The organism is Xanthomonas sp. XNM01, from assembly GCF_014851915.1.
Classification (GTDB): Bacteria; Pseudomonadota; Gammaproteobacteria; order Xanthomonadales; family Xanthomonadaceae; genus Pseudoxanthomonas.
The window spans coordinates 423,541-443,041 of record NZ_JACVAP010000001.1 but is presented as its reverse complement, the minus strand read 5'-3'; the positions used below and the strand labels follow the sequence as shown (position 1 = coordinate 443,041).

The following is a 19,501-nucleotide window of genomic DNA, read 5'->3' as shown; positions in this document are numbered from 1 at the left end:
GCCTGCGGCTGTGCCTAGAATGCCGCCCATGACACCCCAGACACCGTGGCGATACCTTCAATACAGACTGGTGCCGGCCATGGTGCTGGCGCTCGCGGCCACGGCGGCCTCCGCCGCACCGGCGCGCTACGAACTCGACCCGGTCCACACCCGGGTGGTGTTCGCGGTCGAGCATGCCGGCTTCTCGCAGGCGCTCGGCGCGGTATCCGGCAGCGAAGGTGTGCTGGAATTCGATCCGGACGACTGGTCCAGCGCGCGGCTGGACGTGCGCGTGCCGCTGCAGCGGCTGGATCTGGGCGACGAGAAATGGAACCGGGCCACCCTGGCGCGCAACCTGCTCGATGCCGAACAGCATCCGCAGGCGCACTTCGTCTCCACCCGGATCGAGCCGGTGGATGCGCACAACGCCACCGTGCATGGCCGGCTGAGCCTGCGCGGCGTGACCCGCGACGTCGCCCTGCAGGTCCGGCTCAACGCCGTCAAACGTCATCCGCTGCCGCCGTTCCGGCGCACGGTCGGTTTCTCGGCTACCGCTGAGCTGAGCCGCAGCGCGTTCGGCATCGATGCCTGGCCGTCGATGATCGGCGACACCGTGCAGCTGAGGATCGAGGCCGAAGCCGTCCGCCGCAGCGGCGATGCCATCGACGCGGGCGACGATGCACCGCCCGATGCCACGACGCCGTGCCCCGCCCTTCCCGATCCACCGCAGCCAGTGCCGGAGCACACGCCATGACCCTGAAGAACACCGCCGACCGCTGGGGCGGCGTCAGCCAGCTGCTGCACTGGCTGATCGCGCTGCTGATCCTGTCGCTGGGCGTGGTCGGCCTGGTGATGGGCGAGCTGCCGCGCACGCCGAAGTACTTCTGGGTGTACACGATGCACAAGTCGGTCGGGCTGACCGTGCTGGCGCTGGTGCTGGTCCGGATCGGCTGGCGCCTGTACGCCGGCGCGCCGGCGCCGGTACCGGGCACGCCGACCTGGCAGGCGCGCGTGGCCTCGCTCACCCACGGCCTGATCTACCTGCTGATCCTGGCGATGCCGCTGTCGGGCTGGCTGTACGACTCGACCAGCGGGCTGCGCCCGTTCCGCTGGTTCGGCCTGGCCGAGGTGCCCAAGCTGGCCGCACCGGACGAGGCGCTGGCGCAGGTCTCGCGCGGGGCGCACGAATGGCTGTTCTGGCTGCTGGTCGCGGTCGTACTGGCCCATGCGGGCGCTGCGCTCTACCACCACTTCTTCCAGCGCGACGCCACGCTCGCGCGCATGCTCCCCCGCGGCTGGCTGGCCGCCTCTTCCAAGGAAACGTGATCCCCATGTCCAGGTTCGCCTCCCCCGCCGCCGTCGCCGCCTCGCTGGTCGCGCTGCTGGCCGCCCCGCTGGCTTCGGCCGCCGACTACGTGCAGGCGTCCGGCTCGGCGCTGGCCTTCGCCACCCGCTACGACGGCGAGCTGTTCACCGGCCGCTTCCCGGGCTTCGACAGCAAGGTCAGCTTCGATCCATCCAACCCCGCGGCCGGCAAGCTCGATGTCAGCATCCCACTGGCAGGCGCGGTGACCGGCAACAACGACCGCGACTCGACCCTGAAGACCGCCGATTTCTTCGACGTCGGACGCTTCGCCACCGCGCGCTACACCGCGAGCGGTTTCCGCGACCTGGGCAACGGCGAGTACGCCGCCGATGGCACGCTGGAACTGCGCGGGGTCAGCAAGCCGGTCACGCTGACCTTCACCTGGACGCCCGGCGCGCAGCCGGTGCTGGCCGGCAAGGCGGTGGTCAAGCGGCTGGACTTCGGCGTCGGCGGCGGCGACTGGGCGGACACCAAGACCATCCCCAACGAGGTGAACATCAGCACCCGCGTGCTGCTGAAGCCGGCCGGCTGAGCGTCGCTTCCCGGTCCGCCATGCCGCCAGCCGGCGCATGGCGGCGGCGCAGGGATGCCCGGACGGGTCGCAGGCAGTCCGGGCGCGCGCGGCAGCCGTTCGACCCGTTGCCCGGCCAGGCGGCCGCGCCTCAGTCCGGCAGCCGTGGCGGACGCGGGAAGCATCCCGCGCGCCCGTCCTGGTCGCGCAGGCAGGCCCGGTCGCCGTCGACGACCAAGGCGAACACACGGCCATCGTGGGCGATCAGCACCGCCTCCCAGGTCGCGTCACGATCCGGGCTGCGCCACGGCCAGCCCGGCTCGCCAGCGGTGAACCGCAGCGGTGCGGCCTCGCGCAGCAGGCGACGCAGGTTGGCCAGGTCCAGTCCGGCCATGGCACTGGTCACGGCCTTGAGCAGGATCACGCGCTGCACCTGATCCTCGGCCAGGACCTCACCGACAGTGAGGCCGGTCCAGGCGTCGGTCTGCTGCCGGCCCTTGGCCAGATCGGCATCGCCGCGGGCGCCATCGGTGCCGCCACCCACCAGCATGCCCAGCCCCAGCAGCGGCGCCAGCAACACGTTCATCGCAGCCAGGCGCGGACGCCGTCGACCTCGAACGGCCAGTCCAGTTCGCGCCCGTCACCGGCATCGCGCAGCACCGGCACGCGGATCCCGTAGGCGGCTTCCAGTGCCGGGTCCTCGTCGATGAACACGCTGTCGAACTCGGGCACACGCGCCGCGGCCAGCACCTCCAGCGCCTGGTCGCACAGGTGGCAGTCGTCGCGCTGGTAGAGGACGAGGGACGGCATCGGCGGTTCACGGCGGTCGGGACGCCGTACGGTAGCCGATGCGCGGCAGCGCGTCATGCCGGTTTCTGCGGCAACCAATACAATGCGCGATTGCCGCAGCCGCCGCCCCGCACGCAGTCCCAGCCCATGTCCGTCAGCACCTTCGACCTGTTCAAGATCGGCATCGGGCCGAGCTCCTCGCATACCGTCGGGCCGATGCGCGCCGCCGAGCGCTTCGTCCACCGCTGGCTGCTCGACCCGGGCCAGCTGCCCGACGTCGCCCGGATCCGCGCCGAGGTGTTCGGCTCGCTGGCCCTGACCGGCCGCGGCCACGGCACCGACAAGGCCGTGCTGCTGGGCCTGGAAGGCCACCGCCCGAACCTGATCGATCCGGACATCATCCCGGCCACGCTCGAGCGGATCCGCGGCGAGAAGCGGATCACTCTGATGGGCCAGCACAGCATCGCCTTCGACGAGAAGCGCGACCTGCTGATGAACAAGCGCCAGAAGCTGCCGTTCCACACCAACGGCATGCGCTTCTCGGCCTTCACCGCCGACGGCACCGTGATCGCCGCGCGCGACTACTACTCGGTCGGCGGTGGCTTCGTGGTCAATGCCGACGAGGCCGCCGACGACCGCATCGTCCCCGACCAGACGCCGCTGCCGCATCCGTTCGACAGCGGCGACCAGCTGCTGATGCGCTGCCAGGAGTCGGGCCTGTCGATCGCCCAGCTGATGTTCGCCAACGAGCAGAGCTGGCGCGACGCCGAGGAGATCAAGGCCGGCCTGCGTGAACTGTGGGCCGCCATGCAGGCCTGCGTGGCCCGCGGGATCCGCCAGGAAGGCAGCCTGCCCGGCGGCCTGCGCGTGACCCGCCGCGCGCCCGGGCTGTACCAGGAACTGTCGTCCAAGCCCGAGGCGGCGATGCGCGACCCGCTGACCACGCTGGACTGGGTCAACCTGTACGCGCTGGCGGTGAACGAGGAGAACGCCGCCGGCGGCCGCGTGGTCACCGCGCCGACCAATGGCGCGGCCGGGATCCTGCCGGCGGTGCTGCACTACTACGACCGTTTCTGCCCCGGCAGCACCGAGCAGGGCGTGTTCGACTTCCTGTTGACCGCCGCCGCCATCGGCATCCTGTACAAGCAGAACGCCTCGATCTCCGGCGCCGAGGTCGGCTGCCAGGGCGAAGTCGGCGTGGCCTGCTCGATGGCCGCCGCCGGCCTGACCGCCGCGCTGGGCGGCACGCCCAGCCAGATCGAGAACGCGGCCGAGATCGGCATGGAGCACAACCTCGGCCTGACCTGCGACCCGATCGGCGGCCTGGTCCAGATCCCCTGCATCGAGCGCAACGCGATGGGCGCGGTGAAGGCGATCAACGCCTCGCGCATGGCCTTCCGCGGCGACGGCCAGCACAAGGTCAGCCTGGACAAGGTCATCAAGACCATGCGCGACACCGGCCGCGACATGCAGGACAAGTACAAGGAAACCAGCCGCGGCGGACTGGCGGTCAACGTCATCGAGTGCTGAGACCTGCGCGGCCGGCCGGATGGGTGCCGCCGCGCGTCCCCTGACTCACTCCGCTGCCGCGGGCCCGCGCGCGCTGATGCGGTCGTCGCGGATGGCCGCGTCCTTCCCACCTGACAGCCGGCCACCAGCAGGAAGCCGATCACGGCAAGCACGGTCCAGATCAGCTTCAAGGCGCGATCGGGATCCATGCGCCCCGCGCGTGTTGCCGGTGCCGGTACCACCGCGGCCGTCGCAACGGCCGCCAGCGCCTCCGGTCGGATGTCGAGCGCGGCGGCAAGCCCCATCCTGATTTCGCCGGCCGCCCCCCCCCCCCCGCTCTCCAGGCGCCGCACCGTCCGCACACTGACACCAGCGACCTCGGACCGCTGCTGCTGCGACCAGCCGCGGCGTTCACGCAGCGTGCGCAGTGCAGCGCCATCGACGTGCATCGTCACATCCGTCTCCGGTCCGCAGGCGGCGTTGCCGGTCGCCAGTCTGGCCTGCCGCGCGGCAGCCGACACGACACCGCCCCGTCACCGCCACGACAGCGGCCGTCATGTCGGGAGATTCCCTACTTCTCCGCTGGAAGCGCCCCCTTAAAGTAGGGCCGCACCCGTGCCGCTAGGGCCATGGGACAGGGAGTTCCGGCGTACCAGCGCCGGAAGGGGGACCCGATCGACCATCGCACCGTCATGCGCGGCACGTCTTGTCGCCGCCTCGTCGCCTGGCTGCGCCTGCCCGTCCACGGGCTGCTGGCCGGGCTGATGCTGTGCGTCGGGCTTCCGCAGGCGTGGGCGCTGGACCCCGGCAAGCCCTTCCGCGATTACGTCAGCGACAGCTGGGACATGAACGACGGCCTGCCGCAGACCAGCGTGCTGGCCATCACCCAGGACAGCCGCGGCTACCTGTGGTTCGGCACGCAGGGCGGCCTGGCCCGCTTCGACGGCGTGCGCTTCATCCGCTACTCGCAGCGCGACGCCGCGGTCCTGGCAGGGCCGGTGCAGGCGCTGCAGGCCGATGCCGCAGGCAGGACCTGGATCGGCACCAGTCAAGGGCTGGCGGTGCACGCCAATGGCCGCCTGCGCACGTTCGACACGGCCGGTGGTGCCGCCTTGCCATCCTCGGTCTGGGCATTCGCCGCGACCACCGACGGGATGCTGGTCGGCACGCCGGAAGGCGTCTATGCCGCCACCGACGGGCGACTGACCCTGCGCCACCCGCTGACCGGCCCGGCGCTGAGCCTGCTGCAGCGGGACGACGGGCTGTGGGTGGGCAGCCAGGGCCAGGTGTTCCGGATCGGAAGCGGCGGCACGCAGCCCCTGGCGCTGCCCGACGACGCGCACGACGCGCGCGTGGTCGCGCTCGCCCATGCCCACGGCCAGCTGTGGGCCGGGACCTCGCTGGGCCTGCTCCGGCTCGAAGGCGGGCGCTGGGTGCGCGATGCCGGCGACGATGGTCTGGGCGGCACGCCGGTCGAGGCCCTGCACGCCGATCGCGCCGGCAATCTCTGGGTGGCCACGCCGCATGCGCTGCACCGCATCGCCGACGGCCAGCCGCGCGAGCGGATCGAGGGCACCCCGGGCGGGATCGCGCCGCGCGCCCTGCACGAAGACCGCGACGGCAGCCTGTGGATCGGCAGCATGGTCCAGGGCGTGACCCGCGTCTGGAGCGGCTGGACCCGCCGGATCGGCGAGCGCGAAGGCCTGGAGAACCTGCTGCTGTGGTCGGTCGCGCAGGCGCCCGACGGGCAGCTGTGGCTGGGCGGCGGCGACGGCGTGGGCAGCGTCGATCCGGCCAGCGGCCAGTACCGCAGGCGCATCGACGGTGCGCTGCTGCCGCACCCGGAGGCCTACTCGCTGCTGGCCGAGGCCGGGCGGCTGTGGATCGGCACCCGCAACGGCGCGGCGCTGTACCAGGAGGGCCGCCTGCAGACGCCGCCGCTGCTGGCGTCGATGCACGGCGCGCAGGTGAACAGCATCGTGCGCGACCGTGCCGGGCGGCTCTGGTTCGGCACCTCGCAGGGCCTGTTCCTGCAGGATGGCGAGGCGCTGCGGCACTACGGCGAGGCCGAGGGACTGGGCGATCCGCGCGTGCGCATCGTGCATGAGCTGCGCGATGGCAGGATCCTGCTCGGCACACAGAACGGGCTGTACGAGTGGCGCGATGGGCGCATCCTCGCGACCGGCGCGCTGACCGGCCTGGGCGAGAGCGCGATGATCGGCGCGATCCACGAACTGCCCGACGGCCGCTGGCTGATCGGTGCCGCGGTCGGCGAGGAACTGCGCCTGTACGACGGCCGGACCTGGACGCGACTGGGGATCGAACGCGGCGTGCCGGCCAACCAGCCGTTCTTCATCGGCGAAAGCGCCGGCCACCTGTGGGTGGCGGGCATGCGCGGCGTGTACCGCATCCCGATGCCGGACCTGCTGCGCGCAGCCGCCGATCCCAACCACCGGATCGATGCCGAAGCGGTGATCAACTCCGGCATGGACCGCCCCGGCGGCCAGCGCGGCAAGTGCTGCAATGGCGCCGGCAGCAGCCGCGGCCTGCTGCTCGGCCGCATGCTGTGGCTGCCCTCGCGCGACGGCGCGCTGGTGGTCGACACCGGCGCGGCGCCGTTCGCGCGCGAACCGGCCGACGTGCTGGTCGAGCGACTGCAGGTCCAGGGCCAGTGGCGGATCCCGCAGGATGGCAGCGTGGCGCTCGGCGCCGACGAGCGCGACCTGAAGTTCGAGTTCACCACGCCGACCTTCCAGCCGATGCGCCCGCCGCTGCTGCGCTACCGCCTGCGCGGCTACGACGCGCACTGGCGCGAGCCGGACGACCAGGGCGCGCGCACGGCGACCTACACCAACCTGCCGCCGGGTCAGTACCTCTTCGAGGTGGCCGACCTGCGCCGGCAGCATTCGGGGGGCGGCATCGCCCAGCTCGGCGTGCGGATCGCGCCGCGCCTGCACGAAACCCTGCTGTTCCGGATCTCCCTGTGCCTGCTGCTGGCCGGCCTGCCGTATCTGGGCTACCGCTGGCTGCGCGGACGCTATGCACGCCAGCGCGCGGCCCTGGAGCACCTGGTGCAGGAGCGCACCCGCGACCTGCAGGCGGCCAACGCCCGGCTGGAGGCGATCAGCTTCACCGATCCGCTCACCGGCCTGCGCAACCGGCGCTATCTGGCCCGGCAGATTCCCTCGGACCTGGCGTTCTACGAGCGCGAGCCCGGCTTCGTCCGTGGCGAGGAAGCCGCCGTGTTCGCGCTGCTCGACGTCGACCACTTCAAGCAGATCAACGATGTCCACGGCCATGCCGCCGGCGACCGCGTGCTGGAGCAGCTGGCGCAGGTGCTGTCGGAGATGGTCCGCGGCGGCGACTACGTCTGCCGCTGGGGCGGCGAGGAGTTCCTGCTGGTGTTCCGCCCGCAGCCACGCGGGCAGTTGCCCCTGCTTGGGGAACGGATCTGCGAGCGCGTGCGCAGCCACCGCTTCGACCTGGGCGCCGCGCAGGCGCATCGGCTCACCGTCTCGATCGGACTGGTCGAGCATCCGCTGTTCGCCGACTCGCCCGACCTGCTGGGCTGGGAACAGATGGTGACCCTGGCCGACCGCGCGCTGTATGCGGTCAAGGCGGCCGGTCGCAACAGCTGGGCCGCCTACCGGCCCCGCCCCGGCGCCGTCGCGCCTGCGGAACTGCTGCACCGCGACGGCGATCCGTGCTGGATCATCGACGAAGGACTGCTGCTGCTCGAGGGCCCGACCATCGACTCACGGCCGATCGGCTAGGATCCAGCGCTCCCCCGCACCTGCAAGGAGCGCGCGCATGCGCCTGTTGCCCCTCGTTCTCGCCCTGTGCTCCGGTGGCGCCCTCGCCGCGCCGGCCTACGGCCCGCGGCTTGAAGGTTTCGACTACCCGGCACCGGTACGGACGTTCGCCTTCGCATCGCAGCAGCAGCCACTGGAGATGGCCTATCTGGACGTCCCGCCGGATGGCCCCGCGATGGCCGGCATCGTGGTGCTCCTGCACGGCAAGAACTTCTGCGCGGCCACGTGGGAGCGGACGATCCACGCGCTGACCGCCGCCGGCTACCGCGTCGTCGCACCCGACCAGATCGGCTTCTGCAAGTCGAGCAAGCCCGAGCGCTACCAGTATTCGTTCGGGCAGCTGGCGGCCAACACGCATGCCCTGCTCGCGCATCTGGGCATCGATGGCGGCAAGGTCCACGTGGTCGGCCACTCGATGGGCGGCATGCTCGCCGCGCGCTACGCGCTGATGTATCCGCAGTCCACCGCCAGCCTGTCGCTGGTCAACCCGATCGGCCTGGAGGACTGGAAGGCCGAGGGCGTGCCGTGGCGCAGCGTCGATGCGTGGTTCGCGCGCGAGCAGGCCACCACCGCCGAATCGATCCGCAAGTACCAGCTGGACGTCTATTACGGCGGCCAGTGGAAGCCGGAGTACCAGCGCTGGGTCGACATGCTCGCCGGCATGTACGCAGGCGATGGCGGACGCGCGGTGGCGTGGAGCCAGGCGCTGACCTCGGACATGGTGTTCAACCAGCCGGTCGTCCACGAGTTCCCGCAGCTGGCGGTGCCGACGACCCTGCTGATCGGGCAGAAGGACCGCACCGCGATCGGCAAGGATCTGGCGCCACCGGCGCTGGCCAAACGTCTCGGCGACTACCCGGCACTGGGTCGGCGCGCCGCGGCGGCGATCCCCGGTGCGCGCCTGGTGGAGTTCGCCGGGCTCGGCCACTCGCCGCAGGTCGAGGACCCGGCGCGCTTCCATCAGGCCCTGCTGGAGGCGCTCGAGCCGCGCGGCTGACCCCGGCCGGCGCCGCACGCCGGCGCGGCCGGCACGCGATCACCGCATCAGCCGACGCTGATCCTCAGCACGTCGTCGAGCAGCGCCGCGGCGGTGACGTCGGCGCCGGCGCCCGGCCCCTGGATCAGCAGCGGCTGCACGTCGTAACGATCGCTGCTGATCGCCACGCGGTTGTCGGTGCCGCCGCCACCGGCCAGCGGATGGTCGACCGGCAACGCACGCAGGCCCACGCTGGCACCGGCCGCATCGAAGCGGCCGACGAACCGCAGGCAGTGGCCCTGCGCATGCGCGGCCTGCAGCCGTTCTGCCAGCGGCGCGTCCAGCAGGTCCAGACGGGCGTCGAGCGCGTCCAGCGGCACGGCCGCCAGGGCCGCCGGCACCAGCGAATCCATCTGCACCTGGTCGGCATGCAGCGGCACGCCAGCCGCCCGGGCCAGGATCAGCAACTTGCGCCGCACGTCCTCGCCGGACAGGTCGATGCGCGGATCCGGTTCCGTGTAGCCGGCCGCCGCCGCGTCGCGGGCCAGCGCTGAGAACGGGCGGGCCCCATCGAAGCGGTGGAACAGCCACGCCAGCGAGCCGGACAGCACGCCTTCGATCGCATGGATGTGATCGCCCCCGGCGACCAGCCCGCGCACGCTGCGCAGCAGCGGCAGACCGGCACCGACCGTGGCGCTGTCGCCGTAGTGCGCACCGGTGTCGCACTGCGCATCGCCGATCGCCTGCGCGCGTCCGAGCAGGGCGCCCTGGCCGAGCTTGTTGGCGGTGACCACGCTGACGCCACGCGCCAGCCATTCGGCATGCCAGTCGGCGACCAGTTCGCTGGCGGTGGCGTCGACCACGATGTCGCCCGCCTGCAGGGCCTCGGCCTCGGCCCAGCCCTGCACCGCGCGTTCGCGCCGGGCCGCGATGTTCAGCTGCTGCAGCGCCTCCAGCAGGTCGGTGCCGGCGCAGGTCCGGGTCGCGCGCGAGTTGGCCATCCAGGCCACCTGCGGCAGGGCGAGGCCCTTGTCGATCAGCCTGCGGTAACGCGCGATGAAGGCGCTGCCGACGGTGCCGGTGCCCAGCAATGCCAGCCGCCGCACGCCGGGAGCGGCGCGCGGGCCGCGGCGGGCGGCCTGCGCACGCGGCTCGGCGGTCGCGCTCACGCATCCACCCGTTTGCGCTCGGCCGCGCTGGCGGCCTGCTCGGCGGCGGCCAGCGCGTTGCGGAGGTCGGCCAGCAGGTCCTCGCCCGCCTCGATGCCGATCGACAGCCGCAGCAGGCCATCGCCGATGCCGGCCTTGGCACGCGCCTCGGGGGTCATCGCCGCATGCGTCATCGACGCCGGGTGCGCGACCAGGCTCTCCACGCCGCCGAGCGATTCGGCCAGGGTGAAGTACCGCAGTGCATCGACGAAGGCGCGCACCGCGGGCTCGCCGCCGCGCAGCTCGAAACTCAGCATCGCGCCGAAACCGCTCTGCTGCCGTGCGGCGACGACATGGCCCGGATGCGAGGCCAGGCCGGGGAAGTAGACCTTCTCCACCGCTGCGTGGCCGTCGAGCAGGGCGGCGACCGCGGTGGCGTTCTCCTGATGCACGCGGATGCGCGCATCCAGCGTGCGCAGCCCGCGCAGGGTCAGGAACGAATCGAACGGCGAGCCTGTCAGGCCCAGTGCATTGGCCCACCAGGTCAACTGCTGGTGAAGCTCCGCGTCGCGGGCGACCACCGCGCCGCCGACCACGTCGCTGTGGCCGTTGACGTACTTGGTGGTCGAGTGGATCACCAGGTCTGCACCGAACGCGATCGGCTTCTGCAGCGCAGGCGACAGGAACGTGTTGTCCACCACCACCAGCGCGCCGGCCCGGTGCGCGGCGTCGATCACGAAGCGCAGGTCGGTGATGCGCAGCAGCGGGTTGGACGGGGTTTCCACCAGCACCAGCTTCGGCGACTGCCCCAGCGCATCGGCCAGCGAGCGCGGGTCGGTCAGGTCGGCGGTGATCAGTTCGAAATGGCCCTTGGCCGCCAGCGCGTTGAACAGCCGCCAGCTGCCGCCGTAGGCGTCGTGCGGCACCACCAGCCGGTCGCCCGGCTGCAGCAGCGCGTTGAGCACCAGGTTGATCGCGCCCATGCCGGTCGAGGTGACCACGCCGCCGGCGCCGCCCTCCAGTTCCGCCAGCGCCTCGCCGAGCAGGTCGCGGGTCGGGTTGCCGCTGCGGGTGTAGTCGTACTGCCGCTTGTTGCCGAAGCCATCGAAGCTGAAATTGCTCGACAGCACGATCGGCGGGACCACCGCGCCATGCGCGGTATCGCGGTCGATGCCGGCACGCACGGCGGAGGTGGCGGGACGACAGGCGCCCGGGGCGGCGTTGGATTCGGTGGTGCTCATGCGGCGGCTCCGTTGCCGCGCAGCACGGCGGCGAGAATGAGGTCGATGCGGTCGGTTTCTTTCAGGAAGGCGTCATGGCCGTACGGCGAGCGCAGCACGCGCAGCTGGCCGCGGCCGGCCAGGCCCTCGACCAGGTTCACCGAATCACCCAGCGGCACCAGGCGGTCGCCTTCCACCGCCACGACGGTGACCGGCACCTGCACCGCCTCCGGCTCGACCCGGTGCAGGTCGATCGATTCCGACAGGCGCAGGTAGGCGGTGAGCGGGGTGCGGGCGACGTACTGTGCGCCAGCAGCGTCCAGATAGTCCTCGGCCGCGCAGCGCACGCGCCCGTTGACGATCTCCGGCGCGGTATCGAAGCGCTCGCCGAACTCTTCCGGCGTGCGGTAGCTGAGCATCGCGAACTGGCGGGCCAGCGCCAGGCCCTGCGCATCGGCGCACTGCAGCTGGCCCAGCGCGACCGCGCGGCGCTGCAACGCGCGCCAGGCCGAGGCATACGGATGCGGGCGGTGCGCGCCGCTGACCGCCACCAGCTGTGCCAGCCGCTGCGGATGCCGGGCGGCGAACTGCAGGCCGACCATCGCGCCATACGAGTAACCGACGAAGGCGCGCAGCTGGTCGATGCCCAGCGCGTCCAGCAGCAGCGCGACCGCATCGGCCTGGTCGGCGGTATCGATCGGCACATCGAGACGGCCGTCGGCGCCGACGTAGTCGAACGCCAGGATCCGCTGCGCCGCAGGGTCCAGCGTGCGTCCGTCGGCGACCAGCGCATTGGCCCAGCCCGGCTCGGCGAAGGTGGCACCGGCCGACACGTGCCGGTGCGCGGAGATGCCACCGGCGACGAACACCACCGGCGCCGTAGACGGCCCGCGCAGTTCGTAGCGCAGCAGCACCTCGTGGGAGCCGGCGTGGCGCAGCGGCAGGCAGACGCGGAGTTCGCCGCGGACCGCATCAGCAGTGGTCCGACAGTCCGGGGCCTGCTGGTCGTGTGTAACGTCGAGGGAAATGGCGGCTGTATTCACGAGGCTCATGGCGCTGTCCGGGAGGATCTGGCAACCATCGAGCCTTCGCGGAGCTCGCGTTCGTCGTGCGGAAGGCACGGGACGAACCATCTTTCGGCGGACGCGGAGGTCACCGCAGGATTTGGCACCTACGCGGTCGCTTGCGCGTCCGCGGGCTGCCCCGGCATCAAAGGGCCTGTCCCTCCGCCGGTCTCGATGGTGGACGCAGCGTGCCACCGCCCGGGCAGCCTGTCAATCGCTTTATTCGGATGGAGAGATGAATAGCCCATTCCCTCTTCCGGCGGTCGTCGCGTCTCCGGATAATCGGCCGGATGCGCCCGCTCACCACCGCCCTTCTCGCCAGTTGCTGCCTGCTGGTCGCCGCCTGCAGCAGCCCACGTCCGACGCCACCGCCGCCGGCCGCGGCCCTGCACGCCGATACGCCGGTGATCGACGAGGCGTGGATGTCCGATCCGCTCGCCGGAGAGGAACTCGACTCGCTCGCGGTGTGGCCGGACGAGGACGGCGGCCTGCAGCTGCTGGCCAGCGCCAAGCACGGCGATCGCCTCCACGTGTTCGACGCCGACAGCGGCCGGCACCTGCGCATGTTCGGGGAGCCGGGCGAGGACGCCGGGCAGTTCAGGCGGCCCAACGGCCTGGCCGTCTTCGGCGACCTGTTGTTCGTGGTCGAGCGCGACCGTCCACGCGTCCAGGTGTTCGAGCTGCCGGGATTCGTTCCGCGCGCGCAGTTCGGCGCGTCGGAACTGAAGGTGCCGTACGGCATCTGGATCGAGGAGACCGCGCCCGGCGAGCTGGTGGCCTACGTCACCGACAGCTTCATGGCCGACTTCCGCGCCGGCACCCTGCCGCCACGCGAGCAGCTGGCCGAGCGGGTCAAGCGCTTCCGCATCAGTGACGAGGACGACGGCGCGGTGGAGGTCACCTTCCTCGGTGCGTTCGGCGATACCGGCGACGCCGGCGCGCTGCGGATGGTCGAGTCGATCGCCGGCGATCCGGCTCATGGCCGTCTGCTGATCGCCGAGGAGGACCAGCGGGTCGGTTCGACGCTGCGCGAATACGGGCTGGACGGACGCTTCCGCGGACGCAGCCTGCCCCGCTTCCAGGGCGATGCCGAGGGCGTCGCGCTGTGGGAGTGCGATGTCGACGACGGCTACTGGATCGCGGCCGACCAGCTGCGGCCGACCCTGTTCCGGCTGTTCGACCGGCGCACCCTGGCGCCGGCCGGCAGCTTCAGCGGGCAGCGGGTGGGATTCACCGACGGCATCGCGCTGCATGCGACGGCGACCGCGCGCTTCCCGCACGGCGCGCTGTTCGCGCTGCATGACGACCATGCAGTCGCCGCGTTCGACCTCGGCGACGTGGCGCGCGCGCTGGACCTGTCGGCGTCCTGTACCCGATGACCGGATCGCGCGCACTGCTCTGCCTGCTGCTGGCCGCGGCGCTGCTGCCATCGCTGCAGGCGGACGCCGCCAGGATGTGGCGCTGGCGCGACGCGCAGGGCGTGACCCACTATGGCGACCGCCCGCCGCCGGGCGAGATCGCCGAGCCGGTCGAGACCCTGTCCTACAAGCGGGGCACCACCAACCCGGTGACCCTGCGCCTGCAGGACCGCGGCAGCCACTACGAGGCCTGGGCCGACAACACGATGCCGGGGCCGGTCCAGGTGCAGCTGTCCTTCAGCCGCTCGGACAACGTCAAGGCGGTGCCGGCGCTGCCGGCGCGGACCACGGTGCCGGCCAATGGCAGCGGCGTGGTCGCGCGCATCTATCCGCTCGATCCGCGCCTGGCGAGCAACTTCAACGTCCTGCTCGACAACCTGCCCGGCAGCCCCGAGGCGCGCCCGCTGGATTTCGAGTACCGGCTGCCGTTCGAGTACGCACGGATCCGCGTCGACCAGGGTTTCGGCGGCAGCTTCAGCCACTCCGATGCGCAGAACCGCTACGCGGTGGATTTCGCGGTGCCGGAGGGAACGCCGATCCTCGCATCGCGCGGCGGCATCGTGCTCCAGGTCGAGTCCGACTTTTCCAAGGCCGGCCTCGACCGCGAGCGCTATGGCGGCCGCGCCAACTTCGTGCGGATCCTGCACGACGACGGCAGCATGGCCCTGTATGCGCACCTGCAGTCCAACGGCGTGCAGGTGCGGGTCGGCCAGCAGGTCCGCCAGGGCCAGCGCATCGCGCTGTCGGGCAACACCGGGTTCAGCACCGCGCCGCATCTGCACTTCGTGGTGCAGGTCAACCGGGGCATGCGCCTGGAGGCGATTCCGTTCCGCATGTTCGGCGCGCTGGGCGAGTTGAAGTTCGCCCGCGACGAGACCTCGCCGGCTCCTGCCCGAGGGCGCTGACCCGGGCGACCCGTGCCACGCAGTGCAGGAGTACCTGCCTCAAGGATCGCCGGCCCGGTCGATGTCCCCCTCCTGCCCGCGGAACCGCCTCCTCATCCGGGGGTGCCGGGACGAGCGCACCCGCATCGCTTCGTGCGATCACCGGCCGATGCGGGGTGTGTCGTATCAGCCCCCGCGTGCCGGGACCGCGGGTGAACACATCGCCCCCCGCCTGGTTGGGCCCGTGACCCGCGCGGCCATCCCGCACGATCGCCAGCATCCCGACCCGGTGCGCGGCGGCACGTCCGGGAAGCGGATCCGCCAAGCGCGCATCCGCATCGCGCTCCTTCCGTCTCCACGTCCATGGCCGGCGGCACAACGGCAGACACAGCGCGCTTGACAATCGGTGAGTGTATTGATGTATTGATACACATGGATGCAAGCCTGCTGCACATCGACCCCACTCTGCCCGACCCGATCTACCGCCAGATCGTCGAGCAGATCCGCCGCCTGACCAGCGCCGGCCAGCTGCGCCCGGGCGACGCGCTGCCATCGGTCCGCGATGTGGCCGCCGCCCATGCGATCAACCCGATGACGGTGTCGCGCGCCTACAGCCAGCTGGAAACCGAAGGCGTGCTGGTACGCCTGCGTGGCAGGGGCATGAGCGTAGCCGCCCGCGCCACGGATGGCGGCGACGTCGATGCCCGCATGGGCCTGCTGGACCCGGTGCTGCGCGAGGCCGCCCGCCATTGCCGCGAACTTGAGCTCCCTGCCGACCGTGTGCTCGCGCGGCTCCGTCACCTGATCGAGGAGAAGACCCCATGAATGCGATTGCCTTTGCCGCACCGGCCACCCTTCCCGGCCAGGCCATGCCATTGCAGGCGCAGGATCTGCACCTGGCCTACGGCCAGCGCGCGGTGCTGCGCGGCGTGGACCTGGACCTGCCCGCCGGCGAGGTGCTCGGCCTGATCGGCCGCAACGGTGCCGGCAAGAGCAGCCTGATCGGCTGCCTGGTCGGCCTGCTGCGACCACAGTCCGGCCAGGCGCGCGTGATGGGCGCGCCGGCGCTGCAACTGGACGATGCCCGCAAGCAGCAACTGGGCTACGTGCCGCAGCAGCCGCAGGCCTTCGGCTGGATGCGGATCGGGCAGCTGTTCGATTACCTGTCCCAGTTGTATCCGCACTGGGACCCGGCCCATGCCGCGGCCCTGCTCGAGCGCTTCGCGCTGACGCCCGACCGCGCCATCGGCAAGCTCTCGCCCGGCGAGGCGCAGCGCCTGGCGGTGGTCCGTGCGCTCGCGCCGCGGCCAACCCTGCTGGTGCTGGACGAGCCGGCCTCGGCACTGGATCCGGTCGCTCGCCGCGAACTGCTGCGCGAGATCGTCTCGCAGGCCGCCGACAGCGGCACCACCGTGCTGTTCTCCAGCCACATCGTCAGCGACCTGGAACGGATCGCCTCGCGCGTGGCCTTCCTGCATGACGGCCGGGTCTTGCTCGACCAGGCGCTGGACACGGTCAAGGACAGCGTGGTCCGGGTGCAGATACCCGCCGATGCCGCGTCGCGCCTGCCGGCACGCCTGCCGGGCGAGCTGTCGCGGCGCGAGCTCGGCGACGGTGCGATCGGCCTGGTCATCGCCGGCGCCGACGGCTGGCAGTCGCTGCTGCAGGTCGAAGGCGTGCGCGTCGACCGGCTGGGCCTGGAGGACCTGTTCGTGGAGGTGGCCGGATGATCCGCCTGCCTGCGCTTCTTCGACTGCCGCTGCAGTGCGGCGGCTGGACCAATGTCCTGTTGCTGGTCGGCACGTTCGGCAGCGTTCCGTTCGTGATCGCAGGCATCGGACCGGCCGACCCGTCGACACCGATCACGCTCGGACTGGCCGTGGCCGCGATCTGCACCCTGCTCTGGTCGCTGCTCGGCACCGGCCGCCTCGCCGCGCTGCTGTGGCAGGCGCGCCAGTTGCGCCTGCCCGGCCTCGGCCGGCAGATGACGATGCTGGCGCTCGGCACCCTGCTGTTGACGGTCGCAGCGCCGACGTTGGTCCACACCAGTCTCGGCAGCGCGCTGCCGCAGACCCTGGCGGTGCTGTGGCTGGCGACGGCGCTTGGGCTGTTCTGGGTCAGCATGCCGCCCTGGCTCATCTGGCCGTCGATCGTGTTGAGCGCCGTGCTGCGCTGGCTGCCGGCCCCGGTCTGGCAGCTTGCCGACAAGCTGGTCACGCCGCCGGGCATGGCCGCCGCCGGCATCGTCGTGGTCGCGCTCAGCGCGTTCTTCTGGTGGATGGCGCTGCGCCGTGGCGCCCCCGCCGGCCCCTGGTCGACGCCGCTGGCCCTGACAGTCGGCCAGTCGCTGGGCAGCCTCGCCACGCCCCCCGGCGGAACCTCGACCGGCATGCCGCTGTTCGGCGGAAAGCAGAACCTCAGCGGTCTCACCGCTGCGCCGATGCGGGCGCTGGCGGTCGCGCTCGGCCCCGGCTTCGGACTGGCCTCACCGCGCAGCCTGCTGGCGACGCACGGACCAACCGTCGCGGTGGCCGCATTCTGGCTGCTGCTGGGCAACGGCAACGACGACGCCACCAACGGCGCGCAGCACATCGGACTGGTGTTCGCGCCGGTGATGGTCCTGGCCACCGCGCTAGCACCGCTGCTGCGCCTGGAAACGCTGTTCCGCCGCCCGGCGATGGGGCTGCACGAACTGGCGCTGACCCCGGGCCTGCCGTCACCGGCGGCACCGGCGTTGATGCAGGTGCTGCTGCGCCAGCTGCTCGGCCGCGCCGCTGGCGGCCTGCTGGTGATGACGGGATTCGCGCTGGCGGTGGGCGCCGCGCCGGCTTACTACCCGATGCTGCTGACCACCAGCCTGTGCAGCCTGCTCCTGATCGGCGGCTGCGCGCTGCTGAGCGTCAGCGCGCCACGGCTGCGCCCGCTGCTGGTGACGACGATGATCGCCGTCACCCTGTCCATATTCGCCAGCATGCTGCCGACCGTCCGCGGAACGCCGCCCGCCTGGCTGCTGACCGCCTGGCTGGCCGGCGGCCTGCTCGCGGTGCTTCCGTGGTGGCTGTCGCTGGCACGGCTACGTGCCCGCGCGCACCCCTGGCTGCAGAACTGACGCCGCACCGGGCGCGGCCGGCCATCCCGGCCGCTCCCGGTATACTTCGCGGCCTCCATCTGCCAACAGCGCCGCGCGGCGCAGCTCCCCCATGTCCGAAGTCTCCACCGAAGCCGCGCGCCGTCGCACCTTCGCGATCATTTCACACCCCGACGCCGGCAAGACCACGCTGACCGAAAAGCTGCTGCTGTTCGGAGGCGCGATCCAGATGGCCGGCTCGGTCAAGGGCCGCAAGGCGGCCCGCCACGCGACGTCCGACTGGATGGCGCTGGAGAAGGAGCGCGGCATCTCGGTGACCTCGTCGGTGATGCAGTTCCCGTACGAGGGCAAGATCGTCAACCTGCTCGACACGCCGGGCCACGCCGACTTCGGCGAGGACACCTACCGCGTGCTGACCGCGGTGGACTCGGCGCTGATGGTCATCGACGTGGCCAAGGGCGTGGAGGAGCGCACGATCAAGCTGATGGAGGTCTGCCGGCTGCGCGACACGCCGATCATGACCTTCATCAACAAGCTCGACCGCGAGGGCAAGGACCCGATCGAGCTGCTGGATGAAGTGGAGACCGTGCTCGGCATCCAGTGCGCGCCGGTGACCTGGCCGATCGGCATGGGCCAGCGCCTGAAGGGCGTGGTCCACCTGATCAGCGGCGAGGTCCACCTGTACGAGCAGGGCCGCAACTTCACCCGCCAGGACTCGACCATCTTCCCGTCGCTGGATTCGCCCGGCCTGGCCGAGAAGATCGGTGCGCAGATGCTGGCCGACCTGCGCGACGAACTGGAACTCGTACAGGGCGCCAGCCATCCGTTCGACCTGGACGCCTACCGCGCCGGCAGGCAGACGCCGGTCTTCTTCGGCTCGGGCGTCAACAACTTCGGCGTGCAGCCGCTGCTGGACTTCTTCGTCGAGCACGCGCCGTCGCCGCAGACCCGCGCCACCACCGGCCGCGACGTGGCGCCGGTCGAGAACAAGCTGACCGGCTTCGTGTTCAAGATCCAGGCCAACATGGACCCGCAGCACCGCGACCGCGTCGCGTTCATGCGCGTATGCTCGGGCCGCTTCGTCGCCGGCATGAAGGCCTTCCACGTGCGCAGCGGCAAGGAGCACAAGCTGGCCAACGCACTGACCTTCATGGCCTCCGACCGCGAGATCGCGGCCGAAGCCTGGCCGGGCGACGTGATCGGCATCCACAACCACGGCACGATCTCGATCGGCGACACCTTCACCGAGGGCGAGGCGCTGTCGTTCACCGGCATCCCGAACTTCGCGCCGGAACTGTTCCGCCGTGCACGCCTGCGCGATCCACTCAAGCTCAAGCAGTTGCAGAAGGGCTTGGCCCAGCTGTCCGAGGAGGGCGCCACCCAGTTCTTCCGCCCGCTGATGAGCAACGACCTGATCCTGGGCGCGGTCGGCGTGCTGCAGTTCGACGTCGTCGCCTACCGGCTCAAGGACGAGTACGGCGTGGACGCCACCTTCGAGCCGGTCAGCGTGGCCACGGCCCGCTGGGTGCACTGCGGCGATGCGAAGAAGCTCGAGGAGTTCCGCGAGAAGAACGCCACCAATCTGGCGATCGACGCGGCCGGCGAGCTGGTCTATCTGGCGCCGACCCGGGTCAACCTGCAGCTGGCCCAGGAACGCGCGCCGGACGTGCGCTTCTCGGCCACCCGCGAGCACGCCTACAGCGTGGCCGTGGACTGATCGGGACGGCGCCTGTCCCA

At 71.5% G+C, this 19,501-nt stretch carries 17 protein-coding genes and 1 riboswitch; of the genes, 12 read left to right on the top strand and 5 right to left on the bottom strand.

The features are described 5' to 3' along the window. Positions 1–79: 79 nt before the first annotated feature. The 3 genes from IB242_RS01925 to IB242_RS01915 are packed head-to-tail and all read left to right on the top strand — an operon-like array spanning position 80 to position 1,877. On the top strand, positions 80–733 hold the full coding sequence (locus IB242_RS01925) for a YceI family protein (RefSeq protein ID WP_225539944.1): 654 nt from the start codon (positions 80–82) through the stop codon (positions 731–733). Next, on the top strand, positions 730–1,305 hold the full coding sequence (locus tag IB242_RS01920) for a cytochrome b (RefSeq protein ID WP_192275507.1): 576 nt from the start codon (positions 730–732) through the stop codon (positions 1,303–1,305). The genes IB242_RS01925 and IB242_RS01920 overlap by 4 nt, the downstream gene beginning before the upstream one ends. A 5-nt stretch (positions 1,306–1,310) precedes the next feature. Then, positions 1,311–1,877, top strand: coding sequence for a YceI family protein (locus IB242_RS01915; RefSeq protein WP_192275506.1), 567 nt, complete (start codon positions 1,311–1,313; stop codon positions 1,875–1,877). A 130-nt stretch (positions 1,878–2,007) separates the two neighbouring features. Here IB242_RS01915 and IB242_RS01910 read toward each other — a convergent pair whose 3' ends face one another. Together IB242_RS01910 and IB242_RS01905 are read right to left on the bottom strand one after the other, a co-directional pair. Further along, entirely contained in the window at positions 2,008–2,442 is a 435-nt protein-coding gene (locus IB242_RS01910) for a hypothetical protein (RefSeq protein ID WP_192275505.1), read from the bottom strand. Beyond that, on the bottom strand, positions 2,439–2,666 hold the full coding sequence (locus IB242_RS01905; protein WP_192275504.1) for a glutaredoxin family protein: 228 nt from the start codon (positions 2,664–2,666) through the stop codon (positions 2,439–2,441). Before IB242_RS01905 ends, IB242_RS01910 begins: the two co-directional genes overlap by 4 nt. A 126-nt stretch (positions 2,667–2,792) precedes the next feature. Here IB242_RS01905 and IB242_RS01900 point away from each other — a divergent pair, with 126 nt between their 5' ends. The 3 genes from IB242_RS01900 (at position 2,793) to IB242_RS01885 (ending at position 8,963) form a co-directional block, all read left to right on the top strand. Further along, entirely contained in the window at positions 2,793–4,175 is a 1,383-nt protein-coding gene (locus IB242_RS01900) for an L-serine ammonia-lyase (protein WP_192275503.1), read from the top strand. Positions 4,176–4,846: 671 nt separating this feature from the next. Further along, positions 4,847–7,927: a ligand-binding sensor domain-containing diguanylate cyclase gene (locus IB242_RS01890; RefSeq protein WP_192275502.1), complete on the top strand. Its 3,081-nt coding sequence runs from the start codon at positions 4,847–4,849 to the stop codon at positions 7,925–7,927. Between the two features lie 37 nt (positions 7,928–7,964). Beyond that, positions 7,965–8,963: an alpha/beta hydrolase gene (locus IB242_RS01885; protein ID WP_192275501.1), complete on the top strand. Its 999-nt coding sequence runs from the start codon at positions 7,965–7,967 to the stop codon at positions 8,961–8,963. A 47-nt stretch (positions 8,964–9,010) separates the two neighbouring features. Here IB242_RS01885 and IB242_RS01880 read toward each other — a convergent pair whose 3' ends face one another. From IB242_RS01880 to IB242_RS01870, 3 genes are all read right to left on the bottom strand, one after another. After that, on the bottom strand, positions 9,011–10,033 hold the full coding sequence (locus tag IB242_RS01880) for a homoserine dehydrogenase (protein ID WP_192277619.1): 1,023 nt from the start codon (positions 10,031–10,033) through the stop codon (positions 9,011–9,013). A 74-nt stretch (positions 10,034–10,107) separates the two neighbouring features. Continuing rightward, on the bottom strand, positions 10,108–11,331 hold the full coding sequence (locus IB242_RS01875) for an O-succinylhomoserine (thiol)-lyase (protein ID WP_192275500.1): 1,224 nt from the start codon (positions 11,329–11,331) through the stop codon (positions 10,108–10,110). After that, the gene (locus IB242_RS01870; RefSeq protein WP_192275499.1) at positions 11,328–12,362 is read right to left on the bottom strand and encodes a homoserine O-succinyltransferase; all 1,035 of its coding nucleotides are present in this window, start codon (positions 12,360–12,362) and stop codon (positions 11,328–11,330) included. Before IB242_RS01870 ends, IB242_RS01875 begins: the two co-directional genes overlap by 4 nt. A gap of 74 nt (positions 12,363–12,436) precedes the next feature. Continuing rightward, a riboswitch (SAM riboswitch) is annotated at positions 12,437–12,555 on the bottom strand. A gap of 109 nt (positions 12,556–12,664) precedes the next feature. Here IB242_RS01870 and IB242_RS01865 point away from each other — a divergent pair. The 6 genes from IB242_RS01865 to IB242_RS01840 all read left to right on the top strand — a co-directional run bounded on the left by IB242_RS01865 (position 12,665) and on the right by IB242_RS01840 (position 19,481). Beyond that, positions 12,665–13,753, top strand: a complete 1,089-nt coding sequence (locus tag IB242_RS01865) for a phytase (RefSeq protein ID WP_192275498.1) — start codon at positions 12,665–12,667, stop codon at positions 13,751–13,753. Then, entirely contained in the window at positions 13,750–14,697 is a 948-nt protein-coding gene (locus tag IB242_RS01860; RefSeq protein WP_192275497.1) for a M23 family metallopeptidase, read from the top strand. Before IB242_RS01865 ends, IB242_RS01860 begins: the two co-directional genes overlap by 4 nt. 411 nt (positions 14,698–15,108) lie before the next feature. Then, entirely contained in the window at positions 15,109–15,501 is a 393-nt protein-coding gene (locus IB242_RS01855; protein WP_192275496.1) for a GntR family transcriptional regulator, read from the top strand. Next, positions 15,498–16,406: an ABC transporter ATP-binding protein gene (locus IB242_RS01850; RefSeq protein WP_192275495.1), complete on the top strand. Its 909-nt coding sequence runs from the start codon at positions 15,498–15,500 to the stop codon at positions 16,404–16,406. The genes IB242_RS01855 and IB242_RS01850 overlap by 4 nt, the downstream gene beginning before the upstream one ends. After that, positions 16,403–17,785, top strand: a complete 1,383-nt coding sequence (locus tag IB242_RS01845; protein ID WP_192275494.1) for a hypothetical protein — start codon at positions 16,403–16,405, stop codon at positions 17,783–17,785. Before IB242_RS01850 ends, IB242_RS01845 begins: the two co-directional genes overlap by 4 nt. A gap of 91 nt (positions 17,786–17,876) precedes the next feature. Continuing rightward, positions 17,877–19,481, top strand: coding sequence for a peptide chain release factor 3 (locus tag IB242_RS01840; protein ID WP_192275493.1), 1,605 nt, complete (start codon positions 17,877–17,879; stop codon positions 19,479–19,481). The last annotated feature ends 20 nt before the right edge of the window (positions 19,482–19,501 follow it).